General features: G+C 53.9%; 18 protein-coding genes and 1 tRNA gene. 10 read left to right on the forward strand and 9 right to left on the reverse strand.

Going from position 1 to position 22471, the window contains the following annotated elements; translation table 11 throughout:
- Positions 1 to 328 precede the first annotated feature (328 nt).
- Both VPK24_RS17715 and VPK24_RS17720 read right to left on the reverse strand, forming a co-directional pair.
- The gene (locus VPK24_RS17715) at positions 329 to 1597 is read right to left on the reverse strand and encodes a response regulator (RefSeq protein ID WP_393015388.1); all 1269 of its coding nucleotides are present in this window, start codon (positions 1595 to 1597) and stop codon (positions 329 to 331) included.
- Positions 1598 to 1821: 224 nt separating this feature from the next.
- Positions 1822 to 2364, reverse strand: a complete 543-nt coding sequence (locus VPK24_RS17720; RefSeq protein ID WP_190529016.1) for a chemotaxis protein CheW — start codon at positions 2362 to 2364, stop codon at positions 1822 to 1824.
- 1021 nt (positions 2365 to 3385) lie between these two features.
- On the opposite strand from VPK24_RS17720, the gene VPK24_RS17725 reads away from it, so the two are divergent.
- Positions 3386 to 3520 carry a hypothetical protein gene (locus tag VPK24_RS17725; RefSeq protein ID WP_393015390.1) on the forward strand — a complete coding sequence of 45 codons (135 nt, stop codon included), beginning with the start codon at positions 3386 to 3388 and terminating at the stop codon, positions 3518 to 3520.
- 65 nt (positions 3521 to 3585) lie between these two features.
- Here VPK24_RS17725 and argF read toward each other — a convergent pair whose 3' ends face one another.
- The 4 genes from argF to VPK24_RS17745 form a co-directional block, all read right to left on the reverse strand.
- Positions 3586 to 4521, reverse strand: coding sequence for an ornithine carbamoyltransferase (argF, locus tag VPK24_RS17730; protein ID WP_099535218.1), 936 nt, complete (start codon positions 4519 to 4521; stop codon positions 3586 to 3588).
- Positions 4522 to 4808: 287 nt separating this feature from the next.
- Entirely contained in the window at positions 4809 to 5300 is a 492-nt protein-coding gene (locus VPK24_RS17735; RefSeq protein ID WP_393015392.1) for a Crp/Fnr family transcriptional regulator, read from the reverse strand.
- Between the two features lie 261 nt (positions 5301 to 5561).
- Positions 5562 to 6227, reverse strand: a complete 666-nt coding sequence (locus VPK24_RS17740; RefSeq protein WP_393015394.1) for a HEAT repeat domain-containing protein — start codon at positions 6225 to 6227, stop codon at positions 5562 to 5564.
- A gap of 152 nt (positions 6228 to 6379) precedes the next feature.
- Positions 6380 to 6997: a DUF3611 family protein gene (locus VPK24_RS17745; protein ID WP_393015396.1), complete on the reverse strand. Its 618-nt coding sequence runs from the start codon at positions 6995 to 6997 to the stop codon at positions 6380 to 6382.
- Positions 6998 to 7139: 142 nt separating this feature from the next.
- Between VPK24_RS17745 and VPK24_RS17750 the strand changes: the two genes are divergently transcribed.
- Positions 7140 to 7682: a cofactor assembly of complex C subunit B gene (locus tag VPK24_RS17750; protein WP_393015398.1), complete on the forward strand. Its 543-nt coding sequence runs from the start codon at positions 7140 to 7142 to the stop codon at positions 7680 to 7682.
- A 105-nt stretch (positions 7683 to 7787) separates the two neighbouring features.
- Here VPK24_RS17750 and VPK24_RS17755 read toward each other — a convergent pair whose 3' ends face one another.
- Both VPK24_RS17755 and leuS read right to left on the reverse strand, forming a co-directional pair.
- Complete coding sequence (locus VPK24_RS17755) at positions 7788 to 9485, reverse strand: AIPR family protein (protein ID WP_393015400.1); 1698 nt, start codon at positions 9483 to 9485, stop codon at positions 7788 to 7790.
- A gap of 325 nt (positions 9486 to 9810) precedes the next feature.
- The gene (gene leuS, locus VPK24_RS17760) at positions 9811 to 12399 is read right to left on the reverse strand and encodes a leucine--tRNA ligase (RefSeq protein ID WP_393015401.1); all 2589 of its coding nucleotides are present in this window, start codon (positions 12397 to 12399) and stop codon (positions 9811 to 9813) included.
- A 152-nt stretch (positions 12400 to 12551) separates the two neighbouring features.
- Here leuS and VPK24_RS17765 point away from each other — a divergent pair, with 152 nt between their 5' ends.
- Genes VPK24_RS17765 through VPK24_RS17775 form a run of 3 tightly spaced genes read left to right on the forward strand, consistent with a single transcriptional unit; the run spans position 12552 to position 14917 of the window.
- Positions 12552 to 13754 (forward strand): DUF262 domain-containing protein, encoded by a 1203-nt coding sequence (locus VPK24_RS17765; RefSeq protein ID WP_393015403.1) that lies wholly within the window; start codon positions 12552 to 12554, stop codon positions 13752 to 13754.
- Positions 13755 to 13759: 5 nt separating this feature from the next.
- The gene (locus tag VPK24_RS17770) at positions 13760 to 14233 is read left to right on the forward strand and encodes a HEPN domain-containing protein (protein WP_393015404.1); all 474 of its coding nucleotides are present in this window, start codon (positions 13760 to 13762) and stop codon (positions 14231 to 14233) included.
- A gap of 54 nt (positions 14234 to 14287) precedes the next feature.
- Positions 14288 to 14917, forward strand: coding sequence for a Uma2 family endonuclease (locus VPK24_RS17775; RefSeq protein ID WP_393015406.1), 630 nt, complete (start codon positions 14288 to 14290; stop codon positions 14915 to 14917).
- Positions 14918 to 14944: 27 nt separating this feature from the next.
- Here the strand turns inward: VPK24_RS17775 and crtH are convergent, their stop codons facing one another.
- Positions 14945 to 16456 carry a carotenoid isomerase gene (crtH, locus tag VPK24_RS17780; RefSeq protein WP_393015429.1) on the reverse strand — a complete coding sequence of 504 codons (1512 nt, stop codon included), beginning with the start codon at positions 16454 to 16456 and terminating at the stop codon, positions 14945 to 14947.
- An 869-nt stretch (positions 16457 to 17325) separates the two neighbouring features.
- On the opposite strand from crtH, the gene upp reads away from it, so the two are divergent.
- From upp to VPK24_RS17805, 5 genes are all read left to right on the forward strand, one after another.
- Positions 17326 to 17979: a uracil phosphoribosyltransferase gene (gene upp / locus VPK24_RS17785; protein WP_393015408.1), complete on the forward strand. Its 654-nt coding sequence runs from the start codon at positions 17326 to 17328 to the stop codon at positions 17977 to 17979.
- Positions 17980 to 18171: 192 nt separating this feature from the next.
- Positions 18172 to 18528, forward strand: coding sequence for a hypothetical protein (locus tag VPK24_RS17790; RefSeq protein WP_190354001.1), 357 nt, complete (start codon positions 18172 to 18174; stop codon positions 18526 to 18528).
- A gap of 228 nt (positions 18529 to 18756) precedes the next feature.
- Positions 18757 to 18830, forward strand: a tRNA-Pro gene (locus VPK24_RS17795).
- Positions 18831 to 19212: 382 nt separating this feature from the next.
- On the forward strand, positions 19213 to 20166 hold the full coding sequence (gene folP, locus VPK24_RS17800) for a dihydropteroate synthase (RefSeq protein WP_393015410.1): 954 nt from the start codon (positions 19213 to 19215) through the stop codon (positions 20164 to 20166).
- Positions 20136 to 22337, forward strand: a complete 2202-nt coding sequence (locus tag VPK24_RS17805; protein ID WP_393015412.1) for a pentapeptide repeat-containing protein — start codon at positions 20136 to 20138, stop codon at positions 22335 to 22337. Before folP ends, VPK24_RS17805 begins: the two co-directional genes overlap by 31 nt.
- Positions 22338 to 22471: the final 134 nt, after the last annotated feature.

A 22471-nucleotide genomic window follows, 5' to 3' on the forward strand; every position in this document is an offset into this window, starting at 1 on the left:
TCATCCCAATTGGAGAGCAAATCTCCATCGTGCATTCTAAGCGTTTACTGCGAGGGGTCAAGGGATTGATTCACGATGGAAACCTGAGTCATTTCATGGCCCAGAATGAGGCGGGAATCGCGAACCTTCTGCCTTTTCAGGCATCGAAAATTGCTTGGCGGTGGAGTCAGCATGGGACATGGGGGGCGAAACAACAGCAAAAATCGAGGGAGGGATGGGGGCGAGACCGTGCCAAATCGGTTCAAAAAATTTCAAAAAACAGAGATTTCAGGCATTGATCGACCAAAAGTGCTGAAAAGCGAGCTTTCTGGCTCCAAATGAGCAATTTTTAGCCCGTTTTGGGGTTTAAGCTAGCAGTTGTTGCCCCAGCGGGACTATTCACCGAAGCGGCGGCGGCGCTCAGATATTTTTGAATCAGGGTCAAAATTTTTTCCGTTTCAACGGGTTTGCTGACAAAATCCGTGGCTCCCACCACTTTGGCCCTGACGCGATCGATGATGCCGTCACTACCGGTCAGGATGGCGATCGGGATATCCCGAAACAGGGCCACCCGTCGAATTTGGGCGCAAATTTCGTAGCCATTGGCCACGGGCATAATCAAATCCAGGAAGATCAGTTTGGGCTTGCGCTCCAGCAGCACCGTGAGCGCCTGGGTGGAATCCTGGATGCAAAGGGGAACATAGCCTGCCTGTTCAATGATTTGGCTCATGGCTGCGCAAACCTGGGGGCTGTCGTCAATGCAGGCGATGGTGGCGGCGGTGGCAGTGGTGGCCGCGGCGGGGGTGGGGACTGTTTGGCGGCGATCGCTCGGTCGGCCGTTGCCCTCTGACCCTGGCGCGGGAAGCACCACCAAGGATGGCAAGTCCTCGATCGGGTGCAGATCAATAATGTTGCGGCGAATATAGGGAACCAGCGATCGGGTAATGGTGGGCACGTCCTTCCGCATCAGCACCGCCAGATCACGGACGGTGCGTTGGCCATCGATCGCCAAGGCCAGTTTTTGATAAACCTCCGGGGCCAGCCGTTCCCGCAACTGATCCGTGCTGCGAATGGCCAAGGCCCAGTCGGGATGAAAATCACCCAGTTGGGCTTCTTGCCAAGCAGCCCAGGCCTGGGCCGCTTCCGTAATTGCCGCATGGCTTTTCACTGTCACCGAAGCCATCTTCAGCACGTCCAGGGGGTCGTAGGGTACTTCAGTTCCCACTTGCACCACGCCGCCGGTTTGCCAAAGCAGATCGAACACCGCTTCGGCAATCACCCCATTCACCACCTGGCAAAACAGTTCCTGGGACAGAACACGACGGTGCAACAACACCATCAACAAACTGTAGTTTTGGGCCGCAAAGGCATCCCCTTCCCGCAGTGCAAAGCGCTTTTGTTTGATGCTGGGACAGACGGCCTGCAACAGGCGCAGGGTGCGGCGGTTATCGCTTTTGCCGTCATCGACCCAAAACAAACGACCGAGACAGAAAAAGAATGACCAACGCTGTTGATTGCCTTTGGTGGGAACTAGGGTGATTTGGCCGGTGAATTGTTGTTGTCGATAGCGATCGAGCGATTCATTCAGGGTGTTGGGGGTCGCATCGTCTGGAGTCATGGTCAAAGTTGGGGTTGGCGGGCCAAGCGCACAGAGGCGATGTTATGGAAGAGTCACGCGGTTATGGTTGGTCTCATGCACCCGATCGAAATTGACGATCAGAATCGAAATTATAAAAATTATCGAAAATTAACGATTCAGATGGTCAAAATTGACGATCACGATTGATTTCACGATCGAGCAATGAATTGAGCTGGCGTTTGCCGGTCTGTTTTGCTGATGTTTCAACTGGCTGAGCCTGGGGAGCCGGAAGCTGTTGTGCCCATGACGGCGTTGGCTTGGTCGAGGGCCTGGGGCAGGCTGAGCAAGAAGAGGGTGCGTGGGGTGGTGTCTGGAGACAGCACGACGGCACATTGGGCCAAGTGAGCCAGGGGCGATCGCTCAAAGCGGGCCGGCAACGGCAGCACCTGATCGCGCGGCAGGTCGATCGAGTCCGGTGGCGAATCCGTGGGCAGTCCACAGAGCGTGTTTCCCGATCGGGCAATCACGAGAAATTGGCCCATGCCCTTGGGCGATCGTTCCGGATAATCCAACAGCAGAGCCAAGTCCAGCACTTGAATGAGCTGACTGTCGATGTAGACCAAGCCCGATCGACTCCAATCACCATTGTCCAGCGGCGGACAGTGCGTCACCTTCAGCACCACCGCCATCGGCAGCGCGAACTCATACCCACCGGAGCGAAAGCAAATGGCCCGAATGGTGGGTAACTCTCGAGCACGGGAGCGGCCGGAAGCCGCCGTGGGCCCCGTCAAATTAGTTGACAGCATCGTTCCGTTCTTCTCCGTTGCGCCATCGCCTTGGGGTCTAAAGACTCGATCGCCCAGTGGTCAACCCCCATCACCCGTCGCACAGTCGAGATTCCAAAGGAATCATGATCGATTGCGGCTTGGGCAATTGGTTGGATTGATCACGATCTTGACCAACGATTAAGAAATCCACCGCTAGCCCTCTCAAGTCAGGCAATCTTGAGTTAACCGATCCTGTCAGTGATGCTTAATTATTCACCCTACTTTTACCCTACCCAAAACAGCAATCAATTGAATCGCCTTTTGAGATAGAAATTTGCCAGTCTCTAGCCTTTCCTTTGGAGCTTGGGCTAAGCCAGAGATCGCTAGCATTCGGCTGGATTGTGGCGTGAATAGGTTTACTAGCAAGCGCTTGGGATGGGTCAGACTCCTACCGCGAACTGTTGAAAAAAGTCTGCGTAGTTTGATGTATGCAATGATGCCAACTTGACAATAACTTACCGAAAAATCAAGAAAGGCACATGCAAAACGAGACCCAAGTGCTCAAGGGTAAAGTTTTGAAAGTTGCAATGTACCCCAAGGTAAAATCGGCTGTAATGAATTACTGTGGCTGGTTTTTTGGGCTGATCTCCTTGGAATTTTCCGAAGCCATTTCTCCTCACTTTCGTGGTTGATTTGAATCGGCCAGCATCAACCAGCATCAACTGGGAGTAGCTTGGAGCGGTTTGGATTGAGTTTTGCCTGATTCGGGCGAGTTTGTCAGAGAAAGTGATGAGCCTTGAAGTCCATTCTAGGCAGATTCCCGATCGAGATACAAGCGCCGAGAACCGCGACAGAATCATGGCAAAATTTCAACGAACCGTTGAAGATTGCACAAAATCGGTCAATAGCAACCGTATGGTTCCCTGAACCTCTGGGGAGAGACCAGGGCAGCGCAGGACGAGGTTGGGCGGGTCATTTCCGGGATTATTGCTAAATTTTAAGTATTAAAAATAACGTTGACTTTCTCCGGGTTGAGTCGCGTGAGAAAGGCGATCGACTGATGCCGCCCAGGCGATTAGTAGAACTAGCTGAGGCGATCGTCCAGGGAATTAACCGAGGCGATCAGCCCAGGCGATCGATCCAGGGAATTAACCCAGGCGATCGACCCAGGCGATCGGGTGAGGCGATCGGGTGAGGCGGTTAATCCGCGATGAGTCCACGGGGCTGCACCCCAACCGATCGGCCTCAGGATGTCATTTCCTAGGCATCGGGGCCCAAAATGCTGACCAACAGGGCTTTTTGCACATGCAGCCGATTTTCAGCCTGATCCCAAACCCGGGATTGAGATCCCTCGATCGCCCCATCGGTGATTTCCTCGCCCCGGTGCGCGGGTAAGCAATGGAGCACGATCGCCTCCGGATCCGCCTTGGCCAGCAGATCTTCATTGAGCTGATAGGGAGCAAATAGGCTCTTGCGGGCTTCCGCTTCGTCTTCTTGGCCCATGCTGGCCCACACATCGGTGTAGAGCATTTGGGCCCCGGCCGCCGCCGCGATCGGATCCGTGGTGACCACAACACTGGCGCGATCACCCGCCAACTCGATCGCCCGCTGCACCATTTGTCCATTGGGTTCATAGCCCGGCGGCGTGGCAATCCGCACATTCACCCCCGCCATGGCACAGGCCATCATCAAGGAATGGGCCACATTGTTGCCATCACCCACATAGGTCACCGTCAGACCTGCCAAAGTGCCAAAGGCTTCCTGCACCGTCAGCAAATCCGCCAAGGCCTGGCAAGGGTGGGCCAAATCGCTGAGGGCATTAATGACCGGCACGCCGGAATAATCCCGGAAGGTTTCCAAGTCCGCTTGGTCAAAGGTGCGAATGGCCATCACATCCAAGTAGCGCCCCAGCACCCGCGCCGTATCCTCCAGGGGTTCCCCTCGGCTCACTTGGGTCACCATCGGGTTCAGGTCAATCACTTGGCCACCCAGTTGATACATCGCCACTGTGAAGCTAACGCGGGTGCGGGTTGAAGCTTTGGAAAACAGCAGACCAAGCACTTTGTTGCAAATGGGCGTGATCGTCCCAGCTTTGAGCTGTGCTGCCAGAGACAGCAACGCTTGTAGTTCATCGCGATCGATATCCGCCAGACTCAGGAAACTGCGCCCTTTAAGTTGTGCTGGGATGGCATCCATAAAACGATATTTCCAAGAAATTTGGAGTTGGGTGATGGGGCTTGGTACGGGGCTGTTGTGATGGGGCGATCGGGCCAGGGCAAGCAGCCAACAGCCCGGAAGCCACGGCCAACCCAAGGGGCTGGCTCCCGCTGTGCCGTCGCCAAAGGCAGGTCTCCCGATCGAGCCGCGTCCCGGAAAGCTCCAATCCTACTACTAGGCGTTGGTGGAAACAGCGTCGAAATGCACTGCTTTTCGGGGCTGTCATCTGAATATGGACTGCGATCGCCTGTTTTGCGATTGCCGGTTTAAAGAAAACTCCATTCGCCAAAGAGATTGTGGGTTGTGCTTTGGATTTCCGCTTGGTGACCATAAAAGTCCACAACCTTTTGGGTCATGTGGGCGGCCCGCTCGGCAATGGTGGAAGCCAAATGAAGGGTCACGATGGCACAGGCCGCATCACCGCCATAGAGCCGGGCCCGCAACGTGTTGAACCCAATGGCGATCGCGGAAACGTCCGTGGCTGTGGTCACATTGGCGGAACTCAGCTCGCCACTGAAAAAACTAATTTCGCCCAAAACCGTGGGAGCCGATAGCACATTCAGTTCCCGTTCACCCAAGTCAGTGTTTAAGGTGATGCGAACCTGACCGCTGGACAGGAAGAAGATGTGGCTGCCGGGTTTCCCCTGGTGAATGATGGTGCGATCGGCTGGTATGGTTCCCGACTGGCAGGAGGAGAGAAATCGCTGAAATTGCTCAGCGGTCAGGTCTCGAAATGCAGGAAAATCGCGAAAATTCATCTTCGCTCACTCGGCGGCCCCTGAAGATTTCCCATAGTCTATCCCGGGGGCCAAAGGGGCAAGGCTACGGTTGCGACCGTTCAATTGAGTGGTTTTTGACCCGCAGCCTGTGGGTGGGCCGATGAGCTTGTGGGTTGCGGGTCGTTAACTCGCTAGTTAACTTGCTAGTTAACTCATGGATGGTTAACGGTTGGTTGTTAACTCATGGATGGTTAACGAGTGGTGGTTAACGGGTTGCTAACGAAACGATCGCGTGCTGGGTCAGCCCTTGGCCACCAACTGCTCGATCGCCCATTGGGCCCGCAGCCGCACCACTAGATCCGTATCAGCAGTCTCCCGATCGCGTAACAAACCTAACACGCGATCGCCCAGCGTCGGTTGCGATTGCGCCAGCCCCTCCAGTCCCGCGATCGCCGCATAGCGCACCACCCATTCCAAATCCGTTGCATTCACCGTCAAGACCGCCAACACCCGATCGCGTGCCATCGGCACTTGCTCCGCCGCCATTCGTGCCCAACGCAACGCCCCCAACCCTTGGGCCGCCGCCCGCCGCACACTGGGGGCAAAATCCGTTTCGGCCGCCGCCAACAACAGTTCCAAAGCCCGAGGGTCGGCAATTTGGGCCAGCGCTCGCAAGGCCCAAGCCCGCGCCGTGTAGTTATAGCCATCCACCTGGGCCAAAATTGGCTCCACCGCCGTTTCCCCCAGGGCCACCAGCCCTTCCACCGCTGCCACCGCCGCTCCGGGGTTGTTGTATCCCAACACGGCCATCAGGGTAGGAATTGCCGCTGGATCCTGGGCCGCCGCGAGCGATCGCACCGCGCCGACCATCTTGGCCACCGAGTCCGCCTCATCCACCGCCCGGATGAGTTGCGACAGATCAGGAGACAAATCCGAAGACAGCTCAGGGGAAGGGGCGATCGACATGGGTATAGCTCCTTTGGAATTGAGTAACTGTTTTTTTGAGTAACTGGTTTTTTAAAAGTGGGATTTTTTAAAAGTAGGATTTTTGAAGATTGGCTTTGAAATCAACAAGGAGCCAATCGGGACGTTTTCAAGCCCCTTTCAAGGCGATCGCCTCAATCGCCGCTTGACCCAGCCTTGCTGATGCGATCGATTAACCAAAGATTGGCCGTCAAATTGCAAAAATGGGCAAACATCCCGTGCGTGTTTCCCAACACCACAAACACATCCAACGCTTGAATGAAGCGACTCGGATCCACAAAACCCAAATTAAACGGACTGCTTTGCATCAATAGCTTATTCGTGAGCTGGCCCGTCACGGCCTCCGCCCCCACCAGCGCCAACCCCAAACCAAACAGATTAATCAAAACCCCCAGCCGGAGCCGCTTGAGGGTATCGGCCTTGGATGGTCGGGCGTTTTTCGGGGCCTGGAGCCGCCGCGCATGTTGCGTGTTGGTGAAGGTGTAATAGATGCTGGCCAGCAAAGTCAACATCGCCAACACGGCCACCGCCAACCCCCCGATCGAACCCGGGCCCGGCCCCACCGGAACTGCGCCGGGCGTGGGGCTGGTGCGCGCAAACAGCATGGGCGTGGTCAGCAACAGCAGAATACTGCCGATCACCCCAAGAAAAATTTGAATCCAAAAGCTGATGGTGCTGGTGCGACCCATCAAGCGGGCAATGCGTTCAACTTGGCTAACCACGGTGGGCTGGGAGCGGACACGACTGATCACCTTAACATGCTCGATCGCGCGGCCCCGAGTCCGATATGCTGATGGGAGCTAGGTTTGTAACTAATTGTTGCAGTTGTTGCCAGAAACACCACCAGCCCAGCGCCTTCCTCTTACCCTATCGCCCCACATCCCGTCACTCGCCATGTCCAACGATGTCGTTGTCTCGTCCACGCTGTTCTTGACGGTGTTGATGTTAATCGGCCTGGTCTTCTTCATCCGCGCTTCCGCCAAAGACCGCACGGAACTGGCCTGCTACATACCCGGGACCATTCCAGAAACCGAACTGCGCGATCGGCTCCGAGGCTACTTCTCAGGGCGATCGTATCGCTTGGTAAATCGGGATGCAGACAACGATCGCGTCACCTTTGAAGGCCTGGTGGCCGCCAGCCCTACCCTTGCCATTTTCCTCAGCATCCTTGCGGCCGGTGGGTTCCTTTGCTTGGGACTCGTTTTGTCCATGACCATTCCCCAAATCCAGAATGCTGGATTAGCCCTAGTCCTCCTGGCCCCGGCCGCCGGTTGGTTCTATCAACGCAAAGCCCAGCGCACCGAACAAGTGCAATTGCAGCTCGAAACCAACGATCAAGGAGCGATCGCCCGGCTCTGGGTCAAAGCCCACCGCGACGAACTCATCGCCCTCGAAGCGTCCCTCGGCCTCGAACCCACCCGACCCGCCAGCCACTAACCCAATCATGCAAAGCTGGGCTGGGTGCTGGGCAGAGCCAAAGAAACGTTTGGGCAACACTCAGCAATCGTTAAGGATGCAATTAACAATCAATTGAAACCCAGTCTAAAAGTCGGCTAACTGACTAATCAGATCACCCCTTCGAAAAGTTGCAGACAATTGCTGCAAAGACAGGGCGGAAGCTGAATAAAGACGGTGAATTGCATCCTCAATATTTTTGACACTGCGATCAAAATATTCGGATCCTTGATTTTGAATCAGCTCCTGTACTTTAAGAAAGTGCTGATGATTTAAATCATCCACTCGCTGTAATTTCAAATCTTGTAAAAGATATTTCCCCATTTGCATGGCAATAAAACAAGAAGCATAACGCACAAAATCCGGGTCACTATTTGCCGGTTGGCGACGACGATGATCTGCAATTCTGCAAAGCAAAGTAGCACTTATAATCTGTGTGCCATTTAAGGTGCTAGTAAAAATTCGATTATAAAGTTTTCCAAAATGCTCACGAGTAGAAGATTTTGCCTGATGAGGGGCTTTTCTCCAAACAGCTAAAACGGCTGCGGCTGCTTCCGACGAAGTAATATCCTGCTGAGTTGGACGCTCTGAGCTGCGTTTTCTTAAATAACGATAACCCAGTTGCGCAATATCCAGCTCTAATTGCGCTTGACGCTCATCATTTGCCTTAAGATCTCGCAGATCAACCGGATTTTGGTTATTGGTAGCGAAGGTGATTTTCTGAACTAAATCGGTGTTGAAACTGGATAGCTGATAGAGACGAATCAAAATATAGGCATTCGCTGAGCGAGCCTGGTCGAGTGGTAGTTGTTGTTGTGCATTGACCCATGTTTTATAAATAGTCATGCAAGTTTGACCACCATTGATGATTTGCAGATTTTGAATCCGCACCTGATGATCACTGCCTTGTAGAGTGTTGTATTCAAATTTGTCGCAAATCAGCGTCAGACCATTGTTATAGAAATAGAGATAGTTGGCGTTGGTTTCAATGGTTTGACGAATGCCGTCATTGACTCGATTATTCTGAAGTCCCAAATATCGTCGAATATTACGCTCAAATAACCGCTCTCCATGGCGATCGACCAAAGTGGCAATCTCGCTAATGGCGACTCGCCCCACTAAGATTCGGTTGAATTCAATATCCTCAATCAGAATTTTTCCCGAAAGCTGGAGCGTATCATTAACGGGCTTTTTGGATTGTTGTAATTTAATCAGGCGATCGGGGTTGAGGTGCTCCCACTCCACTTGATCACCAAATCCCGCAATTTGAATCAGGCGATCGGTCTGTTCATTCCAGCGCAACCCGTTATTACAGGCGATCGCCCGCACTTGGGGAATATAGCCATCCCGAATCAGACTTCTAATTTCTTCGACTTTGGCTTGGAGTCGGCGATTCAGGCTCTGATTTAAATTAATACTCGGATCAAATAAATATTGAATGGCATTAATTAAACCCTTGATCCCTTCTTCGGGAAAATGGCTGGTTCCATCCAGTTTCTGTTTATATTTACCCTGGAACAGCGAAACTGTGAATTCGCCATCCTGCTCCTCAGAGGCATAGATCGCATCCACGCCAAAATCTTGCCCCCCATCCACAATGCAATCAAGCGTGGCTAGGTCGTCAAGATCTAGGATTGATCGAACACATAGATGGATGAAGGCTAAGGATTTCAGTCGTCCTCGATCGCCCTGTAAATTGAGATCGAGCTGTGCCTGCAACTCGGGTTTTAAGCGTTCTGCTAGGCTCTCGACCTGCTGATCAATAATCGAAGCCTTAATATCCATTGATCTTGACAAGATTGTGGATCAAATAAAAGACCTCTTGCATCCATCAAGAACCTCATCCGAAATCCCTCTCTCAGATCCTCGATTGACTGAAAAACACTCAAACGCTGGGTTGTCCTGTAGGTTGGGTTGAGCTTTGCGAAACCCAACTTGATCACCACAAACCTTGTTGCTGTTGGGTTTCGTGCCTCAACCCAACCTACTAGATGATCGTTGATCAGCCCATCTTGATCAGAGAGGTTTAATTCATGCAAGAGGTCTAAAGATTGAATCGAACTCATTGCTCGATCCAATCTCTATTCAAACTCAAGCGGCTAGGCGATCGCTACACCACGAAATTCACCAGCTTGCCAGGGACGACGATCGCCTTTTTTACCTCCTGACCGGCAATGTGCTTTTGGGCCACATCGCTGTTGAGGGCGAGCTGTTCTAGGGTGTCCTTGTCGGTGCCTGCCGGAACTTGGATTGTGCCGCGCGTTTTGCCCTTGATTTGAATCACGATTGTCACCTCATCGGCCACCAACGCGGATTCATCCAAGGCGGGCCAAGTCGCCGCATGAACCGAGCCGGACTGCCCGATCGCCCCCCACAATTCTTCGGTTAAATGGGGCGCAAAGGGAGCCAGCAACAACACCAGGGTTTGAATCCCTTCCGCGAAAACCGGCGTGGTTTTGTTGGCGTAATCGTTCAGGGCGTTGCTGAGTTTCATCAATTCGGAAATCGCCGTGTTTAATTGATAGTCTTCGGCCAAATCTTCCGACACTTCCTTGATGGCGGTGTGGATGGCGCGGCGAAGATCTTTTTCGGCTTTTGGATCGGGGGCGATCGCCTCACCGGCCTGGGCTTCCAGGTAGGTGCTGACCAACCGCCACACGCGATTCAGGAAGCGGAATTGCCCTTCCACATCCGCATCGTCCCACTCCAGATCCTTCTCCGGCGGGGCTTTGAACAGCACAAACATTCGCGAAGTGTCCGCGCCGTATTTAGCCAACACGCCCTCGGGATCAACGCCGTTATATTTGGACTTGGACATTTTTTCGTAGACCGACACCAGCGGATCGCCCGTGGCTGGGTCTTTCGGCTGGCTGGGATCGCTGAAGTCCACATCGGCCGGGGCGATGTATTTGCCCGTGGTCGGGTTTTTGTAGGCCATGGCTTGCACCATGCCTTGGGTCAGCAGGCGGCTGAAGGGTTCATCGAAGTTCAGCAAGCCGCGATCGCGCAGGACTTTCGTGAAAAAGCGCGAGTAGAGCAGGTGCAAAATCGCGTGCTCAATGCCGCCCACGTATTGATCGATCGGGGCCCAAGCGTTGGTCTTGGCCGGGTCGAAGGCGGCGGACTCGTTGCGGGCATCGGGATAGCGCAGGAAATACCAGGAGGAATCGATGAAGGTGTCCATGGTGTCCGTTTCCCGCTTGGCCGGTGTGCCGCAGGTGGGGCAAGGCACGTTCACCCAGTCGTCCAGCTTGGCCAGGGGCGAGGGGCCGCGCCCGGAGAACCGCACATTGCTGGGCAATTCCACTGGCAATTGGTCGTCGGGTACGGGCACTGCGCCGCAGTTGGGGCAATGGACGATCGGGATCGGCACGCCCCAATAGCGCTGGCGGGAAATCAGCCAATCCCGCAGCCGGTATTGCACCTTGGCTTTGCCCCAGCCTTGGGCCTCGGCAAATTCGGTGATTTTGGCCTTGGCTTCGGGAGAGGGCGTGCCGTCGAATTGCCCCGAGTTCACCAATACGCCCGTTTCCGTATAGGCCGCCGTCAGATCTGCGGCATCGGCCGACGCGCCCACTTCCGGCACAATCACCACCTTCAGGGGCAAACCATTGTTTTTGGCGAATTGGAAATCCCGCTGATCGTGGGTGGGCACGCCCATCACCGCGCCCGTGCCGTATTCATAGAGCACGTAATCGGCGATCCAAATCGGGATTTCTTCGCCGGTAAAGGGGTTCAGCGCCGTGCCGCCCGTGGGGATGCCGCGCTTGGGTTTGTCGTCGGCGGTGCGATCGATCTCGCTTTGGGCCGAAATTTCCTGCACGAAGGCTTCCACGGCTGACTGGCGATCGGCAGTCGTCACCTGGGCCACCAAGGGATGCTCGGGAGCCAACACCACGTAGGTCACGCCATAGACCGTATCGGGGCGGGTGGTGAAGACGGTGATTTTGGTGTCGGCCAGGGCGGCATTCCCGACGATCGGGAAGTCCAGCAAGGCTCCGGTAGATTTGCCGATCCAGTTGGCCTGCATGGTTTTCACCCGCTCGGGCCAGCCGGTCAGCTTGTCCAAATCCGTCAGCAATTGTTCGGCGTAGTCGGTGATTTTGAAGAACCACTGACGCAGCAACCGTTTTTCAACCAACGCGCCCGATCGCCAGGATTTGCCCTCGCTATCGACCTGTTCGTTGGCCAAAACGGTTTGGTCGATCGGATCCCAATTCACCGTGGCTTCTTTTTGGTAAGCCAACCCGGCGGCGAAAAATTGCAGGAAAATCCACTGAGTCCAGCGGTAATAATCCGGGCGGCAGGTGGCCACTTCCCGCTCCCAGTCGTAGGAGAGGCCCAAGCGCTGGAGCTGGCCCTTCATTTGGGCGACGTTTTGCTCCGTCCAAACGGCGGGATGCACGCCCCGATCGATCGCCGCATTCTCAGCGGGCAAGCCAAAGGCATCCCAACCCATCGGGTGCAACACCTGGTAGCCCTGCATCCGTCGCACCCGGGCGATCGCATCGGTGATCGAATAGTTGCGGACATGGCCCATGTGCAAATTCCCTGAGGGGTAGGGGAACATCGACAGGGCGTAAAACTTTTTGTGCGCCTGGGAGCGATCGGCTAGGTCAGGCGTGCGATCGGCGTTTTGCTCGGCCCAAACGGCTTGCCACTTTGCTTCGATTTCGTTGGGGTTATAGCGAGCGTCCACGGCGATCGATCCTCCTAGGGTCAACGGTTGGCGATTCTATACTGTATCGCAACTCACTGGCCTCACCGGTTTCAAACCGCTGTCTCTGGGGGGCGGTGCTATGATCGCTAATAGTTCACGATGCATAGATTGGTTTCAAACCATTAAAAACTATGGAAGCTAATCTTGTCCCCTCAGAACCAGTATTAGACGATCAAGTTCTAGAAGAAATTTCTGAGGCTAAATCTGCCAGCTCAAATGGAAACTCAGAAGCTGATTTAGAAGGGGATGTTGATGATGGAATTTCCCCTTCCTACTATTCCATTACAAGTTATGGTGCAGACTATCCTATTGATGGGTTAATCAAAAGACTAGAGCAGGGCAACATTGTTATCCCTAAATTTCAGCGATCTTATGTTTGGAAAATTGAGCAGGCTTCTCGATTAATTGAGTCTTTTTTGCTCGGACTTCCTGTTCCTGGAATTTTTTTAGCCAAAGAAAATGAAACCAATAAACTCATTGTTATTGACGGTCAACAAAGGCTAAGAAGCCTACAGTACTTTTACAGTGGTCAGTTTCCTGAGCGCCCTGGATCTGATCAATATATTCCTTTTGCTTTGTCAGGTAAGATTGCCCCTCAGTTTGTAGACAAAACTTATGCAACACTGAATGCCAATGATCAGCTAAAGCTTGATGATTCAATTATTCCTGCCACGATCGTTCGACAAGACGCACCGAGCGAAGATAATGAACAAACCAGTATGTATCATATCTTTGAACGTCTAAACACCGGAGGAAATCAACTGGTTGCTCAAGAAATTCGAGCTGCCATCTATCACGGGAAATTTAACGAATTACTATCTGATTTAAATCAATATGATCAATGGCAAAAGATTTTTCAAGGTAAGACCTCTGCAAAATCACCTGATTTGAGCAAGAGAATGAAAGATCAAGAGTTGATTTTACGATTTATAGCGCTTTACTTTGAATTACAAGCCTATAAGGGATCCATGAAAGACTTCCTGAATACTTTTATGGAAAGCAATCGATCTCTTGATCGAAATTATGGTGCTTCTGAAATCAGGCTGATTTTTGAAAAAACAATTAGCTTAGTGTACTCCAGTATTGGAGATAAAGCATTTCGCCCTCGCCGAGGTCTTCATGCTGCTGTTTTTGATGCAGTGATGGTCGCTCTAGCCAAGCGATTAGATCAGAAGCCGGTACAAGACCTAATAGCACTAAAAGAAGCCTACACTAAGCTACTAAATAGTGAAGAATTTCGGCAAGTCAGTATTGATTCCAGACAAATGACGAATACTGAAAACGTTCGTAAGAGAATTGAGCTGGCTACTCTAGCTTTTGCCAATGTGCCATAGCAAAGATGAGCCAAGTATCTCTGCGTTTTCATCAAAGGAAAACTAAAATAGAATCCTTGCTCAGACAGGCAAAATCAGTTGAGAGCGATGAGCTTCAGAACGAACTAGCTCGATACATTTGCATCAGGATTTCTGGACTCATTGAAACGACAGTTCGCGGTTGCTATGTGGAGTATGTCAAATCTAGATGCACTCCAGACGTGGCTCAATATGTTGGTCAGCAATTGAAAAGATTCCAGAATCCAGATATGGATAAGCTTGTTGATCTTGCTAGAGGTTTTAACGAAAGATGGTCTTCTGAGTTAGAAGATATTGACTCGGAAATCAAGGAAGCTGTGATCAGCATTGTGGCTACTCGGAATAGTGTTGCACATGGTGGCGATCAGGGAATTAGGCTAATTACAGTAGAAGGCTATTATCACCAAGTCATCAGACTTTTATTAATGATTCAGAATCAGTGCAAAATTTCTGAAAACTAGTTTGTGGTTTACAACTACTGGCATCAAAAATAATTTGAATTTCTCTTTGTGCTTATGATTACGTTACTAGCTGATAATTTACCTAATCTGCCCCAGGCTGGACGATCGGATCAGCGGTTGCTGATGCCGGGAATCAGTTGGCAGCGCTATAGCCATTGGCTCGATCATTTGGGGGATGAATCGGGCTTGCGGCTGTTGTATCTGGATGGGGTTCTCGAAATTTTTATGCCGTCGCCAGAGCATGAATTAATCAAAAAGGCGATCGCCCGATTGATGGAACGCTATGCCGAAGAAGTGGAAATTGATCTTCATGCCTATGGCTCCACAATGTTTCAGCAATCATCGAAGGCGGCGGGTTTAGAACCCGATGAATGCTATTGTGTTGGGATCCTGAAAGCCCAACCGGATTTGGCGGTGGAGGTCAACCTAACCAGTGGTGGACTAGACAAATTAGCGATTTATCGAGCGATCGGGGTGCCAGAGATCTTAATTTGGCAAGATCAGCAACTAACGCTCTATAGCCTGCGGGGGGATGAGACCCAAATTGCCGATCGCAGTGAATTTTTTCCGGCTTTGGAAATTTCGCAGTTGGCACAATTTATTCAGCCCCAAAATCAACCGGCGGCGATTAAGGCCTTTGTGAATTGGGTGCGATCGGGAACTGAGAACCCAAGGGCAAATTAGCGCCAGGGAATGGATTGGGTTTGGGCTTTAAACCAAGCCCAGGTCGGCCGCCACTCGGTGAGCACAGGCGAACCCGGAAAAAGCCACTGCGTTGAGGCCTTGGCCGGGAAAAGTGCTGTCGCCTACGCAATAGAGATTTTTAACGGCGGTGCGGTTAAAGGGCATGGTGAGCAAGCCGGGAAGCTTGCGCCGGGGAATGGGCCCATAGGAACCATCAACTCGGCCCAAGAAGCGGCGGTGGGTGCGCGGAGTGCCAATTTCGATGTAGTCGATCGCCGCGTCTAACTGGGGCACGATCGGGGCGAGGCGATCGCACAGTTCTTGGGCTTTCTGTTCCTTTTGAGCTTGGTAGTCTTCGGGGCTGAGATTGAGCCAGTCGCTGATCCAGCAAGGGGTAAACACATGCAGAATGTGGTGATCGGGCGGGGCCAAGTCTGGATCGAGCAGGGTGGGAATTGACACAAACACCGTGCCGTAGGCGGCTTCCATCTGTTCCCAATCCTTCACTAGGATGTGGTGGCAGTCTGTGCCAGCGGGCAGGGCATCGGCGCGCACACCCATGTGGACGCTGAGGAAGCTGGGGGATTTTTGATAGCGTTCTTGCCAACGATCTTCGTCCAGGGGTTGATCCCGATCGAGCAGTTGGCCAAACGTATCCCAGCGGGTGGCGTTGGAAATCACCCGTTTGGCCCGCAACAGTTCGCCCGAAGCGAGCTTCACACCCACGGCGCGGCCCCCTTCCGTCACAATTTGGGTCACCCGTGCTTTGTATTGAATTCGGCCGCCGTGGGTTTCCAGCCCATCCACCAGCTTTTGGGCAATTTGACCCACGCCGCCTTTGGGATAGTTAATGCCGCCGTAGTGACGATCGCTGAAAACCATGCCTGCGTTGATGGCTGGGGTGAGATCCGCCGGAACCACTGACCAGCAGTAACATTCGATGTCAATGAATTTCAGTAGTTCCGGATCGCTGATGTAGCGCCGGGCGATCGCCCCGACATTTTGGGGTAAATATTTCACCAAGCCCAAACAGGCCAACGGGTTTTGGAAAAAGACCCGCATGAGATAGCGCAGTTCTTCGAGCGACAGCAGTTCCATCGCATTCAGACAGTTAAAGATCGTCCAGCACTCGTCATAAAACTGGCGAATGCCTTGGCGCTCGTGGGGGAATCGATCGCCCAATTCCTGCAAAAACTGTTCGTAGTCCCGATGCACTTTCACTTCCAACTGGTTGGGAAGGTGGTAGTGAATTTGCACGGGGTCAGGAATGGTTTCGATCGTTTGGCCCACCGCTGCCAGAGCGCGGGTTAGCAAGTTGGTTGTGCCCTGTTGCCCAAAGCCAAAAATCATCGATGCGCCCACGTCGAAGCGGTAGCCCTCGCGCTCAAAATAGCCAGCGCTGCCGCCAGGGATGAGGTAGCGCTCTAATACCAGCACCTTGGCTCCCTTGGCAGCCAATTGGGTGGCCGTGACCAATCCGCCAATGCCGGAACCAATGACGATCGCATCCCAATCACGGGGCAATGGGTCGGTTTGCATGGCGGCGGCGGTCGGGGCGATCGAGGGCTTATCCACGGCGGTCATGGCAACGGAAAGGGCGAAACAGCAACGGCAAGGCCCAGGGGCGCGGCCATGTTTGAGTGTAGCGTTCTCGTTGCGCGGCTCCAACCCGATCGCCCAGAGATGCCGCTGCTGGTTTTCCCGGGTCGATCGGGCAATAGGTTCAAAGCAATCACCCAAAGTGATCCATTACCCAAAGTGATTAATCACCCAACCCATTACCCAAAGCGAATGCTCTGCTGAATTGCTGGGCGTTCGAGGATTCTGATCATTCAACACCGGAGGCCGATCGGGGCGTTGCCTCTGGGGCATTGTGGAGCTGATCGCGGTTGGGGTGTGCCAACGGCTTTTCAGGATTTATTGCAAGAGTTTATCGATCAAGGTGGAACCCGAATCACCGAGTTTGGCTGAAGTGGCGAGGGCGATCGGGTATCGGTCTTAACCGGAAAATAACCAAAAAAAAAGGACTAATCCGCAATTGCAGACTAGCCCCACCCGCCGTTTACTAGAGAGAAGAACACGCTCAATACAATAGCGGTTACTAGGAATCTTTGTCAACTCTCTTGCAAGATATTCTCATTAGAATTCTTCCCTGGCCCCATGCACCCCCCCGATCGCCCCGCAATTGCCCCACCACTGATCCTTGCTGTGTATTGCTTGTATCGATCTCGTATCGATCTCGCGCAATCCAGCTAGCACCCGGCAAGCCCGTCCCAACAACCGGGTAAAATCAACCTGAATCTGCCCGTCATCCTAAAATTTCCAGTCGCCGAATTGCGGCCCTTGGCCGTTGTCGGCAGCTTCAGGCCGGGTTGATGGCTCCTTAAACCTTTCCCTTCGCTCTTCCCATGCCGTTGCAACTTCGCGTTTACGTGCCACCCCATGCCCTCATTCAGCATTGGCTGGGTGTGGTGCGCGATGCCCAAACGCCGCCGACTTTGTTTCGCAGTGCGCTGACGGAGTTGGGGCGTTGGCTGGCCTATGAAGCGGTGCGCGAATGGTTGCCCACGGAAACGACAGAGGTGGAAACGCCTTTGGGAACTTGTCCGGCAACGTTTATTTCGCCCGCCACTCCGATGGCTGTAGTGCCAATTTTGCGAGCAGGGTTGGCGTTGATGGAAGGGATTTTGCCAGTAGTGCCCCTGGCCAATGTTTATCACTTGGGTTTGGTGCGCAATGAAGAAACCCTGGAGCCATCCTGCTATCTCAATCGGTTACCGGCACAGTTTCCGGCGGAGGCGCGGGTGCTGATCTCAGAGCCGATGTTGGCAACGGGTGGGTCGATCGAGGCGGCCATGAAGGAATTGACCCAACGGGGCCTCACGCCGGAGCAAATTCGGATTATTTCGATCGTGGCGGCTCCTCCGGCCTTGCAACGTCTGAATCAGCAATTCCCAGGCTTGGTGATTTACACGGCGGCGATCGATGAGTCCGTGAATGATCACGGTTGGATCGTGCCTGGGTTGGGCGATGCGGGCGATCGCGCCTTTGGAACCTTTTAGAGCGGTTTTCTTAGGGGGTTTCTCAGGGGTTTTCGTCGCTTCAGCATCGGTCTCTGCCGTGTCTCATCGATCACTTTGATTAGTTTGATGGGTCTGAATCAACTTGCCGATCGCGATGAAGGCCATTCCCCGGATCATCATTCCCAGCATTACTTTCTGAGCACAAGCAACATTCTCAACGCAGGACGAGTTATGGCAAACCGAGAGGGTTTTGGTAGTGGATTCTTTTGGGGGGCCCTGTTGGGGGGCGCTGTGGGGGGCCTGGTGGGGGCTGCCCTGGCCTCGCGCAACTCCGATGAGGGACTGGAAGAGCTGACGGAAAAGGGCGATCGGGAAGGGGCCGAGTTGCCGCCGCGTCCCCGCCGTCGCCCCCGGTTGGCCGCCAGCGAAAGCAGTGAAGCTCGCATGGAAACGGCGCGCCAAGGACTGGAGGACAAAATTGCCCAGTTGAATGACGCGATCGACGATGTGCGCCGTCAATTGGGTAGCCGAAATGGTCGTCCGGGCCCGGATGCAAGGGACAAGCCCCTCAAGCCCGAAGAGTCCTAGGGCATGTCGTCCAATCGCCTGAAACCCTGATTCCACCGTTGGCAGATCGTGGGGGACAAGATGCTCAAGCCCCTTGTTACGACGATTGGGGCCTGGGCAATCCATCATTTCTGAGGATGCGCCGGCCCGGACTGGCCAGCTCGATCGACCGCCTTGGCCACTTTGGACACAGAAATTTAACCAGGGCCCTTGGCAAATCAAATAAACATGCTATAGTAACTGGGCTATCGGGGCGTAGCGCAGCTTGGTAGCGCACCACTTTGGGGTAGTGGGGGTCGTGGGTTCGAATCCCGCCGCTCCGATTTGCAAACAGTTTCCATGAGAACTCTTCAGCATGAACTGTTTTGCGAAAGTCCAAAAACCCCGATCTGAGAGCCATTCCACTCCCAGATGACTAACAGTCCACAAGGTAAAAGGTAGCGATCTCCGCTGCCTTTTTTGTTGGGCAATTGGCGTTGGGGCCAGGTCAAGATTGAACATGTTTTAACTGAGTGGATATGGGCCGGGTGGATTCCGGCTTGATGATTGCTTGACCCATTCGGTTGGTGTTCGTCGCTCGTTTTTGCTGTTTTGCTTTTCTGCTTTTGTTGAAAGCGCCGTGTTTTCAGGTGCTGCTGTCGCTAAGTTATCGCCAACAAGTCATTGCCAAGTTGTCGCTAACAAGTTATTGCCAAGTTATCGCCAATGGATGTGCCCTTGTCTTCCTGTGCTTTGACCCCTTGGATTTTGCGCGATCGCCCTTGGACTTGGGGCGATCGCACTTATTTGATGGGGGTGCTGAATGTCACGCCCGACAGTTTTAGCGATGGGGGGCAATTTGACCAACTGGAAACGGCGATCGCCCAGGCCCACCAACTGGCGGCTGACGGGGCCGATTGGTTAGATATTGGCGGAGAATCGACGCGCCCCGATGCCCAGCCGGTTTCTGCCCAGGAAGAGATTGATCGGGTTGTGCCGGTCATTGCGGCCCTGCGGCGGGGGTGGCGGGACTTTGCGCCGTTGGATTTGCCCATTTCGATCGACACAACCAAAGCGATCGTGGCCCGCGCGGCGATCGAGGCAGGAGCCGATGTGGTGAATGATGTGTCTGGGGGCTTGTATGACCCGGAGTTGCTGCCCACGGTGGCAACCTTGGGGGTGCCGGTGATTTTGATGCATTTGCGTGGCACGCCCCAAACCATGCAGCAGCTTACGGATTACAGTGATTTTGCGGGTCAGGGTGGGTCGGGTGAGTTGCCTGGTCAACACTTGCCCGATGTGGTGATTGCCGTGCGATCGAGCTTGGCGGAACGGGTGGCGGCGGCGATCAAGGCGGGGATTCCGGCGGCCCAAATTGCGATCGATCCGGGCATTGGCTTTGCCAAAACTGCCGAACAAAACCTTGCCCTCCTGCGGCATTTGCCCAGCTTGCGATCGCTTGGTCATCCCCTTTTGGTGGGCCCCTCCCGCAAGAGCTTCATTGGCAAAATTCTGGAGCAACCGGATCCACAGCAGCGGGTTTGGGGAACCGGGGCGGCCTGTGCGGCCTGTGTGGCCGGCGGGGCCGACTGGGTGCGGGTGCATGATATTCAGCAAATGCGCGACGTGGTGCGAGTGGCAGACGCGATATGGCGTGGGTGGCAATTGGGCGAGGGATAGGATTTCAGCAATGGTTTAACCGCTGGCGGATCTGGGGGGTTGGGATCTGCTGGGTTTTGGCGATCGGGTGTGGGTGGCTGTGGGCGGCCAGTCCTGCGCAGGCGGCTCCGGTCGATCGCCCGGCCCTGACCCTGGAGGTTTTACACGATCGCCTGGAACATCCCCAACTGTTGGATGGCAAGCCCGCGATCGACCTCAGCCAGGGTGCGATCGACCTGCGCAGCGACAATGGCAACTTTCGGGAAGCCTTTTATCAACAGGTCGCCAGTAAGTTGCAACAGGAACGCCTGGGCCTCGACTTGCGCGGATCCAGCATCCAGGGCGATTTGGATTTGGCTCGGTTGGGCCTGCGCGCGCCGCTCTATGGCAAGGCCCTGTCGCCCTTGCTGACCCCCACGGAACAGGAACAACTGGGGCGCGATCGACTGCGACTCTTGCACCTCAGCCGATTGTCCCGATCGCTGTTGCTCGATGAAGGTAGCCCCCTGGATTGGCAAATTTCCGTCTTTCGCGGCCCGATCGTCCTTGAAGGTCTGCAAATTAGCGGCTCCCTGCGCCTAGCCAACACCTATTTTTTGGAACCGGTGGAAGCAAGGGGCCTGAGCCTGGGCGGAGCCTTGGTGGGTTCCCTCAGCCGCTTCAGCCAAGGGGCCCGCTTTTCCGGCTTAGTGGCCCAAAGTGCCCAGTTTCGGAACAGCCTATTCACGGGCGAAGCGCGGTTCGATGGGGCTAAATTTGCCGGAAATGTTAGCTTCCAGTCCAGCACCTTTGAGCGGGGAGCCAATTTTTATCGATCGCAATTTCAGGCGATCGCCAACTTCAGCAAAAGCCATTGGAATGGCAGCGCCGACCTCACCCAAGCCGACTGGCAAGGCGAAGTGCGGTTTGACGGGGCCAGTTTTGCCAGTTCCTTTTATGCGATCGACAGCCTATTTCATGGCGAAAGCTCCTTTCGAAATGCTCGGTTTGCCAAACCCCTGAACCTACGCGGGGCCACCATCTTGGACGAAGCCGACTTCACCAGCGCCAGCTTTGCCCCCGGAGCCTATATCAACGTGTCCGGTCTGGACTTTGACAGCGACCAAGCAAAACTAATTGGCTCCCCCGGGGAAATTGGGCGCATTTTGTCAGTACCGGTTTTGCAGGGCAATGAAACGGTTTTGCGAACCCTGGTGCGGAACTTTCGGCGGGTGGAACAGATTGCTGATGCCAATCAAGTGGATTACACCCTGTTTAAATTGCGGCTCAAGACCCTGCAACAGCGGCTCACGGGGGTGAACCTGAACGCGGCCAAGCCAGCGGTGCTGGTGTCGATCGGGTTTTCGCCCACCCAAGCCCAGGCGATCGCCCAAGCCCGCGATCGGCAACCCCTGCGTACCGTGGCGGAAATGTTGTCGATCGAGGGTGTTGATCTGGCAACCTATGTGAAAGTGCGCGATCGGGTCACGGCCGACCGCACCAGCACCCCCCTCTCCTGGGGGACGATCGCCCTGCAATGGCTGGGAACCAACCTATTGATTTTGCTGAGTCGGGCTGGCACCAGCGCCGGCCTCGTGTTGGGGGTGGGGTTGGTGGCCATGACCTTCTTCGCCCTTTGGTTTTGGTTGGTCGATCGGCTTCGCAAGTTGCGCCCCCAACCGATCGTGCCCACCTGGCCCGAAACCCTCTGGATGGGCGGCAGCGCCGGACTGTTGTTCAGCCTGGGTTTAGCAACCATTTTCCAAACCAGCGATCGACCTTGGTGGACGCTGGCCAGCATTGCCATCTCGATCGGCCCCGTCCCGATCGCCCTGCTGATCAAGCTCTATTGGCGCGGCCGGTTCCATGACCTGATGGATGTGAGCTACTTTGTGGAAAATGGTGAAATTCGGCAAGTGCAACTCCCGATCGCCCGTTTACCCCTCATGCCGCGCTATCACTTCTTTCGAGAACGATTCATGCCTCTCCTTTGGAACCAGCGTTGGGCCTGGCTCAATTATTACGACCTCAGCGCTATCAATCTTTTTCGGATTGGGTTTAGCGATGTGCGGATGCGGGACGAGCATTTACCCGCCGAAATTTCACTAGTGGTTTGGTATCAATGGACTTTGGGCTTAATGTATATTGGGCTGCTTTTGTGGACGCTTTCCCGAACTATTCCGGGCCTGAATTTACTCATTTATTTTGGTTAATTTATATTGACTGACCTTGAATGAATTGGGCTGATTTTTGTTGATTAGATTAGATGAATATTTAGGCTAATTGAATTAGATTAATTGAATTAGATTAATTGAATTTTATTGATGGCGACTTGATGGCGATCGGG

Source organism: Limnothrix redekei LRLZ20PSL1 (assembly GCF_043235035.1).
Lineage (GTDB): Bacteria > Cyanobacteriota > Cyanobacteriia > CACIAM-69d > CACIAM-69d > CACIAM-69d.

What these genes read in the sequence shown, in the direction of transcription:
- VPK24_RS17725 (WP_393015390.1), top strand. Translation starts at nt 3,386, where the DNA reads ATGCCGCCCAGGCGATTAGTAGAACTAGCTGAGGCGATCGTCCAGGGA.
- argF (WP_099535218.1), bottom strand. Translation starts at nt 4,521, where the DNA reads ATGGATGCCATCCCAGCACAACTTAAAGGGCGCAGTTTCCTGAGTCTG.
- upp (WP_393015408.1), top strand. Translation starts at nt 17,326, where the DNA reads ATGCCGTTGCAACTTCGCGTTTACGTGCCACCCCATGCCCTCATTCAG.
- VPK24_RS17735 (WP_393015392.1), bottom strand. Translation starts at nt 5,300, where the DNA reads ATGAATTTTCGCGATTTTCCTGCATTTCGAGACCTGACCGCTGAGCAA.
- VPK24_RS17775 (WP_393015406.1), top strand. Translation starts at nt 14,288, where the DNA reads ATGATTACGTTACTAGCTGATAATTTACCTAATCTGCCCCAGGCTGGA.
- VPK24_RS17720 (WP_190529016.1), bottom strand. Translation starts at nt 2,364, where the DNA reads ATGCTGTCAACTAATTTGACGGGGCCCACGGCGGCTTCCGGCCGCTCC.
- VPK24_RS17770 (WP_393015404.1), top strand. Translation starts at nt 13,760, where the DNA reads ATGAGCCAAGTATCTCTGCGTTTTCATCAAAGGAAAACTAAAATAGAA.
- crtH (WP_393015429.1), bottom strand. Translation starts at nt 16,456, where the DNA reads ATGCAAACCGACCCATTGCCCCGTGATTGGGATGCGATCGTCATTGGT.
- VPK24_RS17765 (WP_393015403.1), top strand. Translation starts at nt 12,552, where the DNA reads ATGGAAGCTAATCTTGTCCCCTCAGAACCAGTATTAGACGATCAAGTT.
- VPK24_RS17755 (WP_393015400.1), bottom strand. Translation starts at nt 9,485, where the DNA reads ATGGATATTAAGGCTTCGATTATTGATCAGCAGGTCGAGAGCCTAGCA.
- VPK24_RS17805 (WP_393015412.1), top strand. Translation starts at nt 20,136, where the DNA reads ATGGCGTGGGTGGCAATTGGGCGAGGGATAGGATTTCAGCAATGGTTT.
- VPK24_RS17790 (WP_190354001.1), top strand. Translation starts at nt 18,172, where the DNA reads ATGGCAAACCGAGAGGGTTTTGGTAGTGGATTCTTTTGGGGGGCCCTG.
- folP (WP_393015410.1), top strand. Translation starts at nt 19,213, where the DNA reads ATGGATGTGCCCTTGTCTTCCTGTGCTTTGACCCCTTGGATTTTGCGC.
- VPK24_RS17715 (WP_393015388.1), bottom strand. Translation starts at nt 1,597, where the DNA reads ATGACTCCAGACGATGCGACCCCCAACACCCTGAATGAATCGCTCGAT.
- VPK24_RS17750 (WP_393015398.1), top strand. Translation starts at nt 7,140, where the DNA reads ATGTCCAACGATGTCGTTGTCTCGTCCACGCTGTTCTTGACGGTGTTG.
- VPK24_RS17740 (WP_393015394.1), bottom strand. Translation starts at nt 6,227, where the DNA reads ATGTCGATCGCCCCTTCCCCTGAGCTGTCTTCGGATTTGTCTCCTGAT.